This window comes from Kitasatospora sp. NPDC048296 (assembly GCF_043201815.1).
Classification (GTDB): domain Bacteria; phylum Actinomycetota; class Actinomycetes; order Streptomycetales; family Streptomycetaceae; genus Kitasatospora.
Genome location: NZ_JBICZB010000059.1, coordinates 6412 through 23484, shown reverse-complemented (window position 1 = coordinate 23484; position 17073 = coordinate 6412). Strand labels below are relative to the sequence as shown.

Genomic DNA, 17073 nt, shown 5'->3' with positions numbered 1-17073 from the left:
GAGTGGGTGACATCGACCCCCATCAGCTTCGCAGCGCCGCCACGGCCTCCTCGACCAGCTTCCGCGCCCGCTCCACGGTCTGCGTCAGCCCCTCGGGGCCCTCCCCCACCGCGCCCAGCAGGCCTCGCACCCGAGACCCGAACTCCACTGGCACGCCGGGCAGTTGTGCGGCGACGGCGAGCGCGCCCTTCTCGTTGAGGCACCAGTGCCGGTTGCGCGCGTACAGCGCCTGCACCAGCACCCCGACCGCCCGGGACAGGCAGAGCGCGACGTACAGGGTGTCGCCGCTCGCCGCCCCCTTGGCCGCGCCGCCGACCAGGAACTCCGCCTCCCAGACGCCCGCCGTCAGCGCTGCGCGCAGCGGCTCGGGGTACGTGGCGGTCTGCGCCTGCAGCGCCGCCAACTCTCCCGTGGGATCGGCGAGTACGCGCCCGAGCGCGACCTCGCCGGCGTAGCACGGCGACCAGAAGCCGAGCGGATGCCCGGCCTGTACGCCCACCTCGTACCGGCCCTCCCGGCAGTCCGCCCACACCCGCTCGACCCGGTCGAGGTCCCGCAGGATCCAGTCGACGGCGACTCCGTCGACCTGCAGCCACGCCCCGCCGTTCACCCACGGCCCCCAGCCGCCGGGCCCCGCCACCTCCACCTCCGGCCCGGCCAACTCCCGCAGCGCGGCGAGGTCCAGCTCACCGCGGTAGTAGACCCCGAGGTCCCAGTCCGAATCCGGCCGGTGCGCACCACGTGCCCGGCTCCCACCGAGCATCACCCCCACCACACCCGGGACCTCGGCCAGTCGGCCCGCCATCTGCTCGATCAACGCATGCATGGCGGGAAGTCTGGCGGCCGGAACAGCGCCGGACCAAGGGTTTTGGACACGGCAACCCGATCGGGCGGGCGTTCATCGCCTTCGCGACCACCTGAGCGGATTGTCGGACGCGGCCGCCGCCAGAGTGGCCGCGGCCGCCGAGACCTCCTGCTCCCAGGCCCGGTAGGCCTCGGCGTTGTCGGTCTCCAGCTCCAACAGGCAGGAGGAGCAGCAGTTCCGGAGGACCGCCTCGGCGAACTGCCATTCCACATCGGTGGCGGTCTCCCCCATGCCGAGCCAGGCCCTGCCGGCCGCCTCCTTGGCCGTCAGCTCACCCGCGACCACCCCGGCCGCCAGGTGTCGGAGCAGGCAGCGCTCGGCCAGGCCGCTGTCCGGACGCGGAACGTCGAGCTCCGCCAGCGCCTCCCGGAGCAGCTGATCCAGCTCGGCCGTCGGCTCGCCCCGGCCCCGCCCCGCGAGGTCGCACAGGGCGGATGAATCCTCGCCCGCCGCCAACAGCTCGGCGGCGGCCATCGGCAGGTCCTCGGGGAACACCAGGCCGACGGCGTGCTGCCAGGCCAGGGTGAATACGGCGTCCATGGCGCCATCATGTCGTGCCCGGCTCCCCGGCGACCAGCGGTTTGGCCGGTCAGGAACCGCCGCCGGAGCGCCGCCGCCACTCCCGCCCCTCGGGATCGTTCGGGTCCATCGCCAGCAGCACCTTCGCCAGCGACCGCTGCGCCGCCGGGTCACCGGCCCGGGCGGCCACCCTCAGCAGGGCGGCCGCCTGCTCGGGCTTTCCGGCGTCCAGCCGTCCCTGTGCGTCCGCGTGCACACCGAGCGAGGCCCGCCCGAGCAGGTCCCACATCTCCTCCGACGGCTGCGCCCCGGTGCGGGCCGCCTGCTGCTGGAGGACGGACAGCAGGTTGAACTGCGCCTGCCAGTCGCCCGCCTCGGCGGCCGGACGCAGCACCGCCTCCGCGCCGTCCAGGTCGCCTGCGGCACTGAGCGCGGCGCCGAGGATCGGGGTGATCAGGTGTTCCCCCTCCTGCACCGCCCGGCGCAGCAGCGGCACCGCGCCCGCCGGGTCGCCGTCCTCGTACAGCCAGAGCCCGGCGAGCTTGGCGGCCCCCGCACGGCCGCCCCGGCCGGCCTGCTCCAGCAGCTCCAGGGCCCGCCCGGTCTCGCCCCGGTCGCGCAGTCGAAGCGCCAACTCCCAGGCGGCGTCGGCGATCCCGCCCCTCGCGGCGACGTCCAGCCAGCGCTCGGCCTCCTCGCCCTCGGCGAGGTCCAGCAGGTTCATCGCCGCCCGGTGCGCGGCGGCCGCGTCGCCCCGCTCCGCCTCGGCCACGTCCGTCGCGACGGACTCCCGTGCGGCCCGGAGCTTCGCCATGTCGAGGCCCAGGTACTCGATCGCCTTCTGGTGACCCGACTCGGCGGCCCGCAGCATCCAGCGAGCGCCCTCCTCGCTGTGCTCGTCCTGGGCGAGCAGAAGGGCACCGAGGTTGAAGGCGGCCGGGAGGTAGCCGCCCTGGACGGCGATGCGCAGGTACTCGACGGCCTGCTGGTGCTGTCCCTGGGCGACCAGCCGGCCGGCGAGCCAGACCGCCGATTCCACCTCACCGCCGGCGGCGGCCTGCCGGTGCCAGAGCACGGCCTCCGCCGCCTTGCCCTGGTACTCGAGGATCCGCCCCAGGTGGCCCATCGCCTCGACGTCCCCGGCCTCGGCCCGGCGTCGCATGTCCTTGGCGATGCGCTTGATCTCCGCCGGCGAGGCCTCGACGTGCAGGCGCGTGCCGCCACCGATGTCGAGCCCGGCCACCGAGGGCTGGTTCTTCTTCCGACCGAATATGCCCATGTGCCACTCCCATTGACGCACCCGAAGCATTCACGATCGACCCTGGGGGTGGATCTTTCAACAGCCAATCCGACGGCAGTGGACCTCACCGGCTCGACACCCCGGGAGGGGATCCGGGGGCGTCGAGGCCGGGTTCGGCCCGGGCGGTCACCGCCGAGGTGGGCCCTAGAGGGTGGGCACGATCATCGCGGTGTGCGGGACGGTCGCCGCGAGGCGTTCCTCCAACAGCGCCCGGTAGTCCTCGGACTCGTAGACGGCGCGGGCCTGTTCGGCGTCGGCGAAGCGCAGCACGACGGTGTGGGTGCCACCGGACGGGCGGCCGCCTTCGTGGAGGTGGACGGTCCGGTCGGTGCTGGCGAGGAGTTCGCCGGCGTCCGGGCCGAGCAGGACAGGGGCGGCGGCCTGGCGGTAGGCGTCCAGGCGCTCGGGGTCGGTCACGTCGTAGTTCAGGATGAGCAGGGCAGGCCTGATGACTCCTCGTCAACTCGCAAGGGGTGGGGCGGCCAGACGGTCGAGGAAGCGATCGATCGTCGCGCCGTCGAAGCGGTCGCCGCGGGCGGCCAGGTAGCCGTCCGGGCGGACCAGGATCCAGTCTCCTTCGGCGCCGCCGAGGACCCGGTGCAGGGTCAGGTCGGGGTCGGTGGTGCCGCCGGGGGTGATGCGGTGGGCGCGCAGCCAGGACGGCAGCGTGGCCGGCACGGCCGGTGAGGGGCCGAACACCAGCAGGTGCCAGGTCGGCTCGCGCAGGGCGGCGCGCAGGAGGGTCCAGCCGGGGCTGTCGGCGTCGGCGGCGTCGACCTGGGTCAGCCGCTCGCCCGGGCGCGGGCCGGGGCCGTCCCCACTCCCCAGGGTGAGCGGGCTGTCCGCGTAGTGCAGGCCGAGGCCGGACATGTCACGCACCAGGCGGCGCAGGAACGGGTGATCGGATCCGGGGGCGTCCTCGGCGGTGGTGGCGACCATGGCGGTCTCGGCGACCTGACGGGTGGTGGCGAGCAGGGCCCGGCCCACCGGCAGCCGCTCGGCGGTGTAGGTGTCCAGGAGCGCGGGGTGGGCCTCGCCGCGGACCACCATGGCGAGTTTCCAGGCGAGGTTGTGGGCGTCCTGGATGCTCACGTTCATGCCCTGGCCGGAGGCGGGCGAGTGGACGTGCGCGGCGTCACCGGAGACGAAGCAGCGGCCGACCCGCATCGTCGGTACGGCGCGCTGCTGGGCGGTGAAGGCCGACACCCAGGCGGGTTCCTCGACCGCGACGGGCACGCCGAGCGCCTGGCCGATGCGCGCGCCGAACCGGGCCGCGATCAGTTCGGGTCGGCCCGGGTCTCCCTGGCCGCCGGTGTCGAGCAGACGCCACTTGCCGGGGTCGGGGAACGGGAAGAGCAGCACCGCGCCGCCGGGCGGGAACAGCCAGTGGATGGCGTCCCGGGCCAGGGCGGGGCCGTCGATCCGCGCGTCGACGATGAGCCAGTTGTGCGCCGTCTCCCCCTCCAGCGGCAGCCCGAGGGCCTTGCGGACGGTGGAGTGGCCGCCGTCGCAGCCCCACAGGTAGCGGGCGCGGACCGTCTCGGTGCCCGCCGGACCCGCCAACCGCGCTCGCACACCGTCCTCGTCCTGGGTGAACGAGTCCAGCGCCGTGCCCCACTCCACCGGGGCGCCATGGGCGGCGGCATGGCCGCGCAGCACCCGTTCGGTGATCACCTGGTCGACCATGAACATGTACGGGAAGCGGGTGGCCAGGCCGTCGTAGGCGTACTCCACCCGCACCGGGCCGTGCGGCAGGTGGCGCACCAGCGCGTGCACCCGGGTGCCGAAGGGCGCGAGGTCGCCGAGGACGCCCAGTTGGTCGTAGAGCTCCAGCGTGCGGGCGTGGGTGTTGAGCGAGCGACTGGTCGTGGCCGGGCCGGACTTGGCGTCCACCAGGCGCACCCGGACGCCGCGTCGGGCCAGGTGCAGCGCTGCGGTCAGTCCGGCCGGACCGGCCCCGGCGATCAGGACGTCCACGTCATGCATCGAATCCATCTGGGACGCACCCCCTGTGTCAGCTAGGCTGACACTGACGATACGCCGACTCGCCGAAAGGGCAAGGGATGACCGAACCCGAGGACACCGGAACGGAGTTGTCGCTGCTCGGGTTGCTGTTGCAGAGCGCCCGCCGGCTCCAGGAGGAGCTGGCACGCAGGCTGGACGAGGCGGGCGTCGAACCGACCACCCCGGCCCACATGACGGTGCTGGCGCACCTGCGCGACGGCGACGCGCTCAGCATCGCCGAACTCGCCCGCCGCGCCGGAGTCACCCGGCAGACCATGCACCGGGCGGTGCACCAACTCACCGACGAACGCCTGCTCGTCACCGAACCGGGAGCGGGCTTCCCCCGCAGCGCACTGGTGCGCCTCACCGACCGGGGCGTTCGACGCCGCGAGGTCGCCGCCCGCATCCTCGCCGACCTGGAGGACGAACTCGCCGCCCAGCTCGGCACGCAGAACGTCACCACCCTGCGCGAGACCCTCCGCGAAGCCCTGCGCCACCCCTGGCCGCCGCACCCCGATCCGACCCTGGAGGACACGACATGACCTGGACGGGCCGCCCTCCTCCTGCGTCAGTCCGTCGCCACCACAGCGCTCGGAGTGCCGGCCGTCACCCGCAGCAGTTCCTCGTACGTCATCGGCACGACGGTGTGGGGGTGTCCGGCGGCCGCCCACAGCACCTCGTACCGCTGCAGTGCGGTGTCGACGACCGTGCGCAGCGGCGCCGGGTGGCCGGTGGGGGCGACACCGCCGATGGCCTGGCCGGTGGCCTCCCGGACCTGGGCGGCGGAGGCCCGGTCGATCGCGTCGGCGCCCAACCGCGCGGCCAGGTAGGCGGTGTCGACCCGGTGGGAGCCGCTGGTCATCACCAGCAGCGGCTCGCCGTCGCAGCTGAACACCAGGCTGTTGGCGATCGCGCCGACCTCGCAGCCGAGGGCGGTGGCGGCCTCGGCTGCCGTCCGGGCGGAGTCGGGCAGGACGACGATCTCACCGGAGACGCCGGCCGCCGCCAGCGCCTCGGCGACCGCGAGGCTTCGGGCAGGGAGGGAGGAGGTCATCGCTCCATCATGCTTTCCCCGTCCCGACCGCAGCACGCCCGGCCGCGCTCAGGACCACCCGCACCCCCGCCGTGAGCCGGCGGCGACCCGCGCCCGGCTGCTCAGCTCTTGGCAGCGGAGCCCCGGACTGGGCGTCACACAGTTTTCACACGACGGCCATCCGGCGTCAGCGCGCGCCGTTGACACTGTGTCTAGCACTGCCGAATCAGGCTGCTTCGGATACAAACGGTCAACGTGCGGGTGACATTGTGCCCAACCGGTGCGCAAGCACCGCTCGGGCAGCGAACGGGCATTCACGCCAATCACACGATATGACTAGTATCGCCTCGTCAAAGCCCCGTGCCCGGACGGCCCGCCACTCACCGGCCGGCCGCCAGCCCCAAGGAGTCTGCTCTGCGCGCGCGTGCGAATCGGCGACCCCCGGCGCCGAAGGCCCCCCGCAGGCGGCCACGCCTGTCCCTGCGGGGGGCGCTGCTCGTCCTGGCCGTCGTCCCCAGCCTGGCCCTGGTCGCCCTCTGGGCGGTGGCCAGCGGTGAGACCGTCTCCGACTTCCATCGCGAGGCCGCCCATGGTCTGCTGGCCAAGAAGGCCGGCCAGCCGTCCAACATCGTCTACTACAACCTCCAGGAGGAGCGCCGGCTCAGCGCCGAGGCGCTCGCCAGACCCGGCGCCAACACCGACCAGCTTCGCCACCAGCGGCAGCTGACCGACGACGCGGTGCGCCAGTTCCAGGCGCTGTCCGGCGAGGCCGTCGACGACGCCCCGGCCGACGTGCGCACCGCCGTCGCCGAGGCCCGGCAGGCCATGGGCAAACTGGCCGAGCAGCGCGCCGCCGTGGACAAGGGCTCGATCGACCAGCAGACGGTCTTCACCTACTACACCGACCTGATCGCCGTCGACCTGCGACTGTTCACCGCGCTCAGCCACGTCGACGCGGGCGAGGTCACCTGGGTGTCCAAGACCCTGGTCAACTCCTTCTGGGCGAAGGAGATGCTGGCCCGCGAGGACGCGATCCTGGCGCGCGGGTGGCCGGCCGGACGGCTCAGCACCGCCGACTACCAGCAGGTCCAGCAGCTGATCGGCGCCGAGGACCACCTGTTCACCGTCCAGGTCGTCCCGTACATCCCGGACGGCGAGGCCGGCGCCTGGCACGACCTGATGAACAGCCCGGGCTGGCAGGCCAAGGCCGCCGTCGAACAGCAGCTCACCCGGCCCACCGCCGCCGACTCCAACGGCACCGTCAGACTGCCCGCCGCCCAGGACCAGTGGCGTCAGGGCGTCGACCAGCTCAACCCGCAGCTGGTCAAGGCGATCGAGACCCGCACCAGCGCCGTCGTCGAGGTCGGCAAGGGCGCCGTCCTCAACCTGCTCACCCGCGTGGTGCTGACCGCCGTCGTCGGCCTGATCGCCGTGGTCGCCGTCGTCATCGCCTCCTGGCGGATCAGCCGCTCACTGCGCCGCCGGATCAAGGAGGTGCACACCCAGGCCGAGGAGATGGAGCGCACCCTGCCCGAGGTGGTCGACCGCCTCGGCCGCGGCGAGCAGGTCGACGTCGAGGCCGAGACCCGCGCCGTCACCACCGGGGCGCACGGCAACGGCGCCGACGAGCTCGCCCGCCTCGGCCAGACGCTCAACCTGGCCCGCTCCGCCGCGCTGGAGGCCGCCGTTCGGCAGGCCGAGCAGCACCGCGGCTTCGAGCGCCTCCTCCAGCGCATCGCCCGCCGCACCCAGCTGCTGATCGGGCGCCAGCTGCGCAAGCTGGACGAGCTGGAGCGCAAGCACGAGGACCCGGAGGTCCTGGAGGGCCTGTTCGACCTCGACCACCTCACCGCCCGCCTGCGCCGCTACGAGGAGAACCTCGTCATCATGGCCGGCGGCCAGCCGCAGCGGCGCTGGCGCAAGCCCGTCCCGCTGCTGGACGTGCTGCGCTCCGCCCAGGGCGAGGTGCAGGACTACCGCCGGATCATGATCGACGTCGAGGGCCACCCGTGGCTCTCCGAGCGGGCCGTCGGGCCGGTCGCGCACGTGCTGGCCGAGCTGATGGAGAACGCCACCACCTTCTCCAAGCCGCCCACCCCGGTCGAGGTCCGGGCCGCCATGGTCGGACGCGGGCTCGCGGTCGAGATCGAGGACCGGGGCCTGGGCATGGACCCGGAGCAGTACGACGCGGCCAACGAGCTGATGAGCCGCCCGCCGCGCACCGACGTGCTGGCCCGCGCCGACGACATCCGGCTCGGCTTCCACGTCGTCGCCCGCCTCGCCGCGCTGACCGGGCTGAAGATCGAGTTCCGGCCGTCGGCCTTCGGCGGCACCAGGGTGGTCGTACTCGTCCCGGACGAACTGGTCATCGACGGCGACGCCGAGCTCCTGCCGGAGACCACGCCCGCCGAGCCGATCCCGCTGGTCCGGCGTTCCCGCCGGGCGGTGCGCTCCGCCTCCGACGAGCCGCCGCAGCCCGCGGTGCCGGTGGGGCCGCCGGTCGCACCGGTGGACTCCTTCGGGCCCGTCGAGGCCGTCGCGCCCGCCTTCCAGAAGCCCACGTTCCAGGAGCCGACGTTCCAGGAGCCGACGTTCCAGGAGCCGACGTTCCAGGAGACCGCCTTCCAGCAGCAGGCGGTGCGGGGACAGGCGGCGCAGCAGGAGCAGGCGAACGAGCAGCCCATCGAGCACAGCTCCCCCGCCGACCCGTCCCCGGTCTGTCAGGCCCAGGCCGCGCACGACGCCCCGCCCGCGCACGACGCCCTGCCCGCGCACGACACCCCCGCCTACCCGGACATCGCCTACGCCCGGGTCACCGAGGCCGAGGCCCCGTACGCCGACGAGCAGTACCGCCCGGCCGACCACTACCGGCTGGCCGAGCGGCGGCAGCCCCGCGAGTACCCCTCCGCCGTGCCGGTGAGCCCGGTCGAGGGCGGGCAGCCTCCGCTGCCGCAGCGGGTCCGCCAGGCCAGCCTGGCCGCCGAGCTGCGGGTGCCGCCGCCGACCCGGCAGCAGTGGGTCGAACCGGCCGACGGGCAGCCGGCCGACGGGCAGCCCGTCGGCGGCCCGTTCCACCGGCTCGACCAGACCGACCAGCCCGACCAGCCGGACCGCTCCGGGCGTCCGGTCCGCCGCTCCGGCGCGACCATCGGCGCCTTCCAGCGCCAGTCCCGAGCCGCCCGGGCCCAGGACAGCGGCGAGCACCCGCTGCCCCGGGCCGCCGCCACCCCGCCGGCGCCCCCCAGCACGCCCGCCGGTCCCCCCGCCTCCGCGTCCGTCGCGTCCCCCTGGGCCCTGCCGGCCGCGGAACCCCGAACCACACGAACGGATGACAGGCCATGAACCGCACGATCGCCACCCACCAGGACCTGGACTGGCTGCTGGACGGACTCGTCGACTCGGTGCCCGGGACCCGCAACGCCGTCCTGCTCTCCGACGACGGCCTCGTGGTCAGCCACTCCCGCACCATCGAGCGGGCCGACGCCGAGCGCCTGGCCGCCGTCGCCACCGGGCAGCAGTCGCTCGCCCGGGGCGTCGGCCAGCTCTTCGACGGCGGGCCGGTGCACCAGGTGATCGTCGAGCTCGCCGAGTGCTGGCTGTTCGTCATCGCCGCCGCCCAGGGCACCCACCTGGCCGTGGTCGCCTCCCAGGAGGTGGACGCCGAGGTGATGTCCGTCGCGATGCACACCCTGGTGCAGCAGGTCGGCCAGAAGCTCACCACCCCGAACCGGGCCGAGGCCGCGCCGACGTCCTTCGACGTCTTCGCCAGCCGGAACCGGGGCTGACGGCCGCGTGGGCCCGTACAGCGAGCCGGGGGACGGCCGGGCGCGCGGCCGGGTGCCGCACTGGAGCGAGCTGGAGGAGCCGGAGGCGGAGGACGAGACGGGCGTCATGGTGCGCCCGTACACCATCACCCGCGGCCGGACCGCGCCCGAGCGCGACGACCTCACCCTGATCACCGTGCTCACCACGATCGACGAGGAGGCCGACGCGGCCCTGGCGCGGGGCAGCCGCGCCGGTGCCCGCGGCCTCCAGCCCGAGCACCGGCTGATCCTCGACCGCTGCCGGCGCCCGGCAGCCGTCGCCGAGGTGGCGGCCGGCCTGGACCTCCCGGTCTCGGTCACCAAGATCCTGCTGGGCGACCTGGTCGCCCAGGGCCTGCTGAAGGCCCGGGCACCACTCTCGGTGGCCCGCGCCGCCGGGGGCGTGGACCTCGGCCTGCTCACGGCCGTACGCGAAGGACTCCGGAGACTGTGAACATGGCAACACCCCACTCCAGCGGTTCCGTTGACGGACTCGCCGCCGCCCCCGCCGCCGTCAAGATCCTGATCGCGGGCGGCTTCGGCGTCGGCAAGACCACCCTGGTCGGCTCGGTCAGCGAGGTCACCCCGCTGCGCACCGAGGAGTACCTGACCACGGCCAGCGTCGGCGTGGACGACCTGGCCGGTGTCGACCAGAAGGACACCACCACCGTCGCCCTGGACTTCGGCCGGATCACCATCAGCCCCGAGCTGGTGGTCTACCTGTTCGGCACGCCCGGGCAGGAACGTTTCTGGTTCATGTGGAACGACCTGGTCAACGGCGCCCTCGGCGGGATCGTCATCGCCGACACCCGGCGGCTGGAGAGCAGCTTCGCGTCCATCGACTTCTTCGAGAGCCGGGGCATCCCGTTCGTGGTCGCGATCAACTGCTTCCACAACCACAACACCCGCACCCCGGACGAGATCCGGGCCGCGCTCGACCTCGACCCGCAGGTCCCGATGCTGATCGGCGACGTCCGCGAGCGCGCCTTCGGCCGCGACCTGCTGCTCGCCCTGGTCGACCACCTGATGGACCTCGCCGCCGTCGCCCCCGTCGGCTGAGCCGTTTTGGAGCCCCTCATGACCACGCCCCTGCGTGTCCTCGTCCACGGCGGCGGCATCGGCGGCCTCACCCTCGCCACCGCCCTCGCCCGCCGCGGCCACCACGTCGAGGTCGCCGAACTGCGCGACCAGCTGGAGGCGCTCGGCGTCGGCATCATCCAGCCCTCCAACGCGCTGCACGTGATGCGCGAGATCGGCGTGCTGGCGGAATGCCTGGCCGTCGGCTTCGAGTGGGAGGTGCTGACCATCTGCGATCCGGCCGGTGCCACCCTCGCCCGGATCCCCCAGCCCCGGATGGGCGACGCCCCCTCCAACAACGGCATCCCGCGCCCCGCCCTGGCCCGGGTGCTCGCCGCCGCCGCGACCTCCGCGGGCGCCGTCGTCCGCTTCGGGACGACGATCGAGTCGGTGAAGGACGACGGTTCCGGCGTTGATGTCACCCTCACCGACGGACACGGCGGCCGCTACGACCTGGTCGTCGGCTTCGACGGCATCGGCTCGCCGCTGCGCAGGCACCTCTACGGGGAGAAGTACGCCCCCGAGTACACCGGTTTCGCCAACTGGCGTGTCACACTGCCGCGTTCGCCCGAGGTCCAGGGTGTGGTGATGTCGGCCGGCAACCTCAAGGCCAAGGCGCTGCTCACCCCGATCAGCGACGAACTCATGTACCTGGGCGCGGTGTTCGCCGAGGCCGAGGACTTCCGCCCGGACCCGTCGACCGCCCATGAGCAGCTGCGGGAGCGGCTGGCCGGCTTCGGCGGCCCGATCGCCGAAGCCCTCGCCCAGGTCACCGACCCGGTGGCGGTCGTCTATTCGCGGATCTCCCAGGTCACCGTCGAGGAACCCTGGCACGTCGGCCGGATCGCCCTGGCTGGCGACGCCGCCCACGCCTCCACCCCGCACCTCGCCCAGGGGGCGGCCATGGCCGTCGAGGACGCCCTCGTGCTGGCCGAGAGCCTGGAGGCCGCCTCCGACGTCCCGGCCGCACTCGCGGCGTGGGAGGAGCGGCGCCGGCCGCGCGCCATGTGGGTGCAGGCGATGTCCCGGGCGATCCTCAAGCAGGAGACCGGCAGCCCTACCACGGCGGAGGAGGACGAGCTGCTGAAGGTCGGCATCCCGGGCGCCGCGCACGTGCTGGTCCAGCCGTACTGAGCCGATCGAGCCATCGGTCCCGCGCGGTCTTGTGCCCGCGCGGGACCACGTAGCAGGCTGGCGACCGTCCGTGATCGGCCGACGCCCTGGGGGTACGGTGACGTCCCTGTTCCGCATGCTCGACCTGCACGAGGCCGTGGAGCGCGAGCGGCTGGACCAGGGCGGACGCCTGTTCGTCTCGGACTACAACGGCGGACACCCGTTCGTGGCCGACTACCTCGGGCCGCTGGCGCACACCCCGCCGTCCCTGCTCGGCGACGTGACCCGGTACTCGGCGATCGACGAGGACCAGGCACTGCGAGCGAAGATCGCCCGGCTGCACAGCACTTGGGACGAGGTGGAGTACGGGCCGGGCCAGGTGATCCCGGCCGGCGGGTCCAGCAGCGTGCTCGGGACCTTCTGCACCTGGCTGTACCTGAGCGGGGTGCGGCGGGTGCACTACCTGCCGCCGGTGTACTACAAATTCGCCTATTTCTTCCGCCAGTTCGGCATCGAGCCGGTACGGGTGAGCGAGCAGCACGCCCATGATCGCGACTTCGCACCGGAGTTGCCCGACGAGCGGACGGTACTGCTGCTCACCGACCCGCTCTGGTACGCCGGGCAGCCGGTGCCGGCCCAGGTCCTCAAGCGGATCGGCGAGTGGCAACGGGCCACCGGGTCACTGGTGTTCGTGGACGGCAGCTTCCAGTACCTGCGCTGGGACGGTGGGCGGCGCGAGGAGAGCGCCGCCGCGCTGCCGGCGGACCTCACCCTGCGGCTGGTCTCCCCCACCAAGTACCTGTCCATCCACGGCTACCGCTGCGCTCACCTGCTCGCACCCGAGCACCTGCGCGAGCCGCTCGCCGAACTGCACATCAACCTGCACGGGGACGTCACCGTCGCCGACCGCCTGTTCGCCCACCGGGCCGCCGACCTGATGCTGGACGGCGAGGGCAACCGGCGACTGGTCGAACACATCCGCGCCAACTACCGGCGCCTGTTTCACAGCGGCGCGCTGCGGGCCAGCGCGCCGGTGGAGACCGGGTACTTCCTGTTCGCCCGCCCCGCCGCCCCCGTCGGGCGGCTGCTCGCTCTCGACCAGCGGCACTTCGAACTCAATGGGCATGACGGGTTCGTGCGGATCAACCTGCTCAACGAGGCGGCGCTGGACGGCCTTCAGGCCCTCGCGGCACGGTGATCTGCTTGCGCCGCTTCCAGACCGCCGCCGAGATCCGGGCCACCAGCCGGGCTGCCGGGTCGTCCCGGTCCGTGCCGGAGGCGAGCGGGCCGGTGTAGCAGACCGCGATCAGGTACGGCGGGCAGTCGTAGGGATGGACCAGGCCGACGCTGTGCCGGACGCCTGGAAACCAGCCGTTCTTGAACGCGATCCGGGTGCCCGGCGGAAGGCCGGCGGCGAGGTCCACCCGGAAGTCGTTGCGCTCCAGCAGGGCGAGGAGTTCCGGCTCGTCCGCGAGGGAATGGAGGAGTCGAACGAGGTCGCGGGCGCTGACTTGGTTGTGCACGCCCGCGTTGCGCGCCGCGTAGTCCTCGATTCCGCGCGGGCTGGCGCTGCGGGTGGCTCCCGCCTGGCGCCAGACCTCGGCCACGGCTCGCTGGTCGGTGCGGGCCAGGCAGAGGTTGGTGGCGAGGTTCGAGGAGTGGGTGATCATCCGCTCGGCGAGCAGGCGGAGTGGGACATGGGTGCCGAGGAGTTCCCACGGCAGCGGATCGCTGTCCCACTCCGGATCGTTGCCGAACTCCCCACCCACGACGGACTCGAAATGGTTGACGACCGGCACCTCGGCATCGAGGTTCGCCCCACTGCGGGTGAGTGCGGCGAGCACCGCGATCTTCATCGTGCTTGCAGCATCGTGCAGTTCATCCGGCGCATGCGTGAACACCGGCTCGGCATTGCTGGCCCAGGGGGCCACCACCACGGACAACATGGCGGCAGGATAGAGGAGATCCGGTCAGACCTCGGCCGTTGCGGCGAACGACACGAACGCCTTCCACGCGGCGGGGTCGAACGAGAGTTGGGGGCCGCTCTTGTCCTTGGAGTCACGCACGTGGACGACACCGGGGATCTCGGCGACCTCGACGCAGGCGCCGCCCTCGTTGCCGCTGTAGCTGCTCTTGAACCATGCGAGTTCCATGTCTTCTGACGGTACGCCAACGGCCCGCCGCCCGGAAGGCGGTGGGCCGTTGAGGGGAGGTCCGATCAGACCTCGGCGGTGGCGGCCAACGTCACGAACGCCTTCCACGCGGCCGGCTCGAAGGCCAGCTGGGGGCCGCTCTTGTCCTTGGAGTCACGCACGTGGACGACACCGGGCGCCTCGGCGACCTCGATGCAAGCACCGCCTTCGTTGGTGCTGTAGCTGCTCTTGAACCATTCCTGCTTCATCGTTCTCCCAACATCTTCTCGATCAACGTCAGGGACTCCTCCGGCGTGTGAGCCTGCGCTCTGAGGGCGCCGTAGCGTGCATTCATGATACGGACTTCCTCCTGATCCATGATCAGTCGACTGCTCTGTTGCGCCTCGATATATCCAGCCTGCGGACGCCCCTTGGGAGTAATCAGATTGAACGGGCCGCCCAGCCCGGCGTGCTCACTCCTGTTCAACGGCATGATCTGGATGGCCATGCCTCGCATGCGTCCCACGGCTAGCAGGTGGAGTAGCTGTTCTTCATGAACGCCCCAGCCTCCCAGAGGCCGCAGGAGCACACTCTCATCGATGACCCAACTGAAGATCGCACGCGGCCATCGCGTCAGGATCTCCTGCCGGGCCATCCTAGACGCCACGCGCTCCTCGATGACGTCTTCGGTCAGCAAGGGCTGCCTCATCCCGTACACGGCTCGCGCGTGCGCCTCGGTCTGCAAGAGGCCCGGGATGGCGTACAGGCTGTACTCGTGGGCCTCGACCGCCACGGGCTCCAGCGCGGCGTATCCCCGGAACCAGCCCGGGTGCCGCACGCGCGCCTTGGCCCGCGCACTCACCACGTCATCCTTCGCGACCGCCAGCATCCCGCCAGCGTTGAGCAGCTTGTCCACCGCAACCAGCAACTCCGGCTGCGGGGTCCGCACCCCGCGTTCCACCGCGCTGATCAGGTGCTCTCCGTATCCGACGCGCTCACCGAGTTCCTTCCGCGTCAGTCCGGCCTGCTCCCGCAGGAGCTTGATCTGCTTGCCGATCGCCCGGAAGAAGTCCGAGACCTCCGTCAGGTCCTCCGGCAGTTCCGTCCGCACGTCGTCGCCCGACTCGCTGTTACGCGCCGCACCCATCGCGACCACCCCGCCTGTGATTGAGCCACGAGACAAAAAGCTGTCCGCACCCGCACAAGCACTCTCCGTACTCGCCAGATGCATGGTCAGCGTACGTCCGCGCCGCCACGCTTTCTCCCATGACGACCCAAATCCCCCTCGACAGCCCCCTCCTTCACACCACCACCCTCGCCGGCACTCCCAAGGGCGCCGCCATCTGCCGGCGCATCGCCAGACGTCAACTCACCACCTGGGGGCTGAACTCCACGCACACCGAGCCGTTCCACTCCGCGCTCCTGATCGTCGCGGAGCTCGCCGCGAACGCGATCACGCACGGACGCGTTCCGGGGCGCGGCTTCGAACTGCACCTCGCCCTCACCACCACCGCGCGCCAGGGCACCACCCTCCGTATCGAGATCAGCGACCCGCGCGGCGACCGGCTCCCCCTCCTCCCGACCGTCCACGTCCCCAACTCCCAGTCCGGGCGCGGCCTCACCCTCATCGACGCCCTCTGCGACCGGTGGGGCACCATCCCCCGCCACCCCAACTCCAAGACGGTCTGGGCCGAACTCGACCTGGCCACCACCCCCGATGCCGTCTGAACCCCGCCATAGCGGGGGCCACGCAACCCTCTACACCCTCCTCCCCTTGGCCCTCCTCCTAGCCCTCCTCGCCTGGGTCTATCCCCTCACGACCAACCACCCTCCCCCACACCCCACTTCGAGCCCAACCGCCACCCCCTGAGACAAGCAGGAGCGGGAAGTCGGCCCCACCGACTTCCCACTCCGCTGCCACGAAGACCGTGAACGCGCGCACGGCGCCGCCAGTCCCCCGGTGCCGCAAGTGACCCCCGAGCAGGGAGAGAACTTATGTGATGTGCGTCGAACAAGCGTTCCGGTGGTCGCCGCCTGCTCTACGATGCGCATCGACCGGGAACGCTCACTTGGGGGAAGTCATGTCCTTTCTCGACAACTTGACGTCGCGTCAGCACCGTTGGCCGGTGACGGCCGCCGCTGCCGCACTCACCGCCGCCACGATCTTCACCGCCACCGGCAGCGCGGCCGAGGCCGCCGCCACCCCGCCCGGCGGGCTGCCGGGCTTCAAGGACGGGTACGCCGTCAACGACGGCCTGCGGATCCACTACGCGGTGGCCGGGCACGGCCCGGCGCTGGTGCTGCTGCACGGCTGGCCGGAGACCCTGCAGGCGTGGGACCAGGTGGCGCCCGCGTTGACCAAGGACCACACGGTGATCGCGGTGGACCTGCGCGGCCTGGGCCGTTCGCAGGCCTCCGACAGCGACGCCTACGGCAGCTATACCCCGCTCACCTTGGCCGATGACGTGCACGCCGTGGTGGACCAGCTCGGCTTCGGTAATGCCAAGGTCGCCGTCGCCGGCCACGACATCGGCGGCGGAGTGGCGCTGGCCTACGCCGCCCGGTATCGCGACCAGGTGAGCCACCTGGCGATCCTGGAGGCGCCGCCCACCATCTGGTACCTGAAGCTGGTGGCCGAGAAGCCCGACTTCCTGTGGTGGGACTCCTTCGTCAACGGCCAGCAGCCCGGGGTGGCGGAGCAGCTGGTGGCGGGCAAGGAGAAGATCTTCTACGGCTCGGTCTACAACAACGGCGGCCCGGGCGGGGCGCCGAGCGCCAAGAACCAGAAGGAGTACATCGCCGCCTACAGCCGGCCCGGCAGCACCCGCTCCGGCTTCGACTTCTTCCGCCAGCAGGACACGGGCATGAAGGAGCTGCAGGCACTGCTCGACAACAACAAGCTGACCATGCCGGTCCTCGGCCTCGGCGGCCAGCACAGCATGGGCGAGTCGATCGGTACGGAGATGCAGGACGAGGCCACGAGCGTGACCACTGCCGTGGCGCCGAACGCCAACCACTGGGTGCTGGAGGAGGACCCGCAGTTCGTCATCGACCAGCTGCGACAGCTGATGGCCCGCTGAGGTCACCGACTTCAAGCCCAACCGCCGCCCCCTGAAACGACCAGGAGTGGGAAGTCGGCCCCACCCACATCCCACACCACCGAGCAAACGCCCGTCCGCTCAAAGCTCGGCGCGGTACGCCACCAGGCGCTCGGCCCGCACCTTAGG

At 72.2% G+C, this 17073-nt stretch carries 19 protein-coding genes; 9 read left to right on the top strand and 10 right to left on the bottom strand.

Annotated elements, in window-relative coordinates:
- Positions 1-22 precede the first annotated feature (22 nt).
- The 5 genes from ACGF12_RS28315 to ACGF12_RS28295 all read right to left on the bottom strand — a co-directional run bounded on the left by ACGF12_RS28315 (position 23) and on the right by ACGF12_RS28295 (position 4679).
- A complete protein-coding gene (locus ACGF12_RS28315) occupies positions 23-826 on the bottom strand; it encodes a nucleotidyltransferase domain-containing protein (RefSeq protein ID WP_393035852.1) in 804 nt (267 codons plus the stop codon).
- 72 nt (positions 827-898) lie between these two features.
- Positions 899-1405 (bottom strand): hypothetical protein, encoded by a 507-nt coding sequence (locus tag ACGF12_RS28310; RefSeq protein WP_393035849.1) that lies wholly within the window; start codon positions 1403-1405, stop codon positions 899-901.
- Positions 1406-1454: 49 nt separating this feature from the next.
- Positions 1455-2663: a tetratricopeptide repeat protein gene (locus ACGF12_RS28305; protein WP_393035846.1), complete on the bottom strand. Its 1209-nt coding sequence runs from the start codon at positions 2661-2663 to the stop codon at positions 1455-1457.
- A gap of 165 nt (positions 2664-2828) precedes the next feature.
- A complete protein-coding gene (locus ACGF12_RS28300; RefSeq protein ID WP_393035935.1) occupies positions 2829-3113 on the bottom strand; it encodes a DUF1330 domain-containing protein in 285 nt (94 codons plus the stop codon).
- A gap of 30 nt (positions 3114-3143) precedes the next feature.
- A complete protein-coding gene (locus ACGF12_RS28295) occupies positions 3144-4679 on the bottom strand; it encodes an FAD-dependent oxidoreductase (protein ID WP_393035843.1) in 1536 nt (511 codons plus the stop codon).
- A 68-nt stretch (positions 4680-4747) separates the two neighbouring features.
- On the opposite strand from ACGF12_RS28295, the gene ACGF12_RS28290 reads away from it, so the two are divergent.
- The gene (locus tag ACGF12_RS28290) at positions 4748-5230 is read left to right on the top strand and encodes a MarR family winged helix-turn-helix transcriptional regulator (RefSeq protein ID WP_393035840.1); all 483 of its coding nucleotides are present in this window, start codon (positions 4748-4750) and stop codon (positions 5228-5230) included.
- Positions 5231-5256: 26 nt separating this feature from the next.
- Here the strand turns inward: ACGF12_RS28290 and ACGF12_RS28285 are convergent, their stop codons facing one another.
- Positions 5257-5742, bottom strand: coding sequence for a YbaK/EbsC family protein (locus tag ACGF12_RS28285; protein WP_393035837.1), 486 nt, complete (start codon positions 5740-5742; stop codon positions 5257-5259).
- A 522-nt stretch (positions 5743-6264) separates the two neighbouring features.
- On the opposite strand from ACGF12_RS28285, the gene ACGF12_RS28280 reads away from it, so the two are divergent.
- The 6 genes from ACGF12_RS28280 (at position 6265) to ACGF12_RS28255 (ending at position 12912) form a co-directional block, all read left to right on the top strand.
- Positions 6265-9063, top strand: a complete 2799-nt coding sequence (locus ACGF12_RS28280; protein ID WP_393035834.1) for a nitrate- and nitrite sensing domain-containing protein — start codon at positions 6265-6267, stop codon at positions 9061-9063.
- Positions 9060-9506: a roadblock/LC7 domain-containing protein gene (locus ACGF12_RS28275; protein ID WP_393035831.1), complete on the top strand. Its 447-nt coding sequence runs from the start codon at positions 9060-9062 to the stop codon at positions 9504-9506. Before ACGF12_RS28280 ends, ACGF12_RS28275 begins: the two co-directional genes overlap by 4 nt.
- Positions 9507-9612: 106 nt before the next feature.
- Positions 9613-9978, top strand: a complete 366-nt coding sequence (locus ACGF12_RS28270) for a DUF742 domain-containing protein (protein WP_380609690.1) — start codon at positions 9613-9615, stop codon at positions 9976-9978.
- Between the two features lie 2 nt (positions 9979-9980).
- Positions 9981-10583, top strand: coding sequence for an ATP/GTP-binding protein (locus ACGF12_RS28265; protein WP_393035828.1), 603 nt, complete (start codon positions 9981-9983; stop codon positions 10581-10583).
- Positions 10584-10601: 18 nt separating this feature from the next.
- The gene (locus tag ACGF12_RS28260; RefSeq protein ID WP_393035825.1) at positions 10602-11735 is read left to right on the top strand and encodes an FAD-dependent monooxygenase; all 1134 of its coding nucleotides are present in this window, start codon (positions 10602-10604) and stop codon (positions 11733-11735) included.
- 97 nt (positions 11736-11832) lie between these two features.
- A complete protein-coding gene (locus ACGF12_RS28255; RefSeq protein ID WP_393035822.1) occupies positions 11833-12912 on the top strand; it encodes an aminotransferase class I/II-fold pyridoxal phosphate-dependent enzyme in 1080 nt (359 codons plus the stop codon).
- Here the strand turns inward: ACGF12_RS28255 and ACGF12_RS28250 are convergent.
- From ACGF12_RS28250 to ACGF12_RS28235, 4 genes are all read right to left on the bottom strand, one after another.
- Positions 12866-13660, bottom strand: coding sequence for a serine hydrolase (locus ACGF12_RS28250; RefSeq protein WP_393035820.1), 795 nt, complete (start codon positions 13658-13660; stop codon positions 12866-12868). The genes ACGF12_RS28255 and ACGF12_RS28250 overlap by 47 nt on opposite strands.
- Positions 13661-13684: 24 nt before the next feature.
- The gene (locus ACGF12_RS28245; RefSeq protein WP_393035817.1) at positions 13685-13867 is read right to left on the bottom strand and encodes a DUF397 domain-containing protein; all 183 of its coding nucleotides are present in this window, start codon (positions 13865-13867) and stop codon (positions 13685-13687) included.
- A 65-nt stretch (positions 13868-13932) separates the two neighbouring features.
- A complete protein-coding gene (locus tag ACGF12_RS28240) occupies positions 13933-14115 on the bottom strand; it encodes a DUF397 domain-containing protein (RefSeq protein WP_393035814.1) in 183 nt (60 codons plus the stop codon).
- Positions 14112-14993, bottom strand: a complete 882-nt coding sequence (locus tag ACGF12_RS28235; protein WP_393035811.1) for a Scr1 family TA system antitoxin-like transcriptional regulator — start codon at positions 14991-14993, stop codon at positions 14112-14114. Before ACGF12_RS28235 ends, ACGF12_RS28240 begins: the two co-directional genes overlap by 4 nt.
- Before the next feature lie 119 nt (positions 14994-15112).
- Here ACGF12_RS28235 and ACGF12_RS28230 point away from each other — a divergent pair, with 119 nt between their 5' ends.
- Together ACGF12_RS28230 and ACGF12_RS28225 are read left to right on the top strand one after the other, a co-directional pair.
- The gene (locus ACGF12_RS28230) at positions 15113-15574 is read left to right on the top strand and encodes an ATP-binding protein (protein ID WP_393035808.1); all 462 of its coding nucleotides are present in this window, start codon (positions 15113-15115) and stop codon (positions 15572-15574) included.
- Positions 15575-15972: 398 nt separating this feature from the next.
- Positions 15973-16926, top strand: a complete 954-nt coding sequence (locus ACGF12_RS28225) for an alpha/beta fold hydrolase (RefSeq protein WP_393035806.1) — start codon at positions 15973-15975, stop codon at positions 16924-16926.
- Positions 16927-17073: the final 147 nt, after the last annotated feature.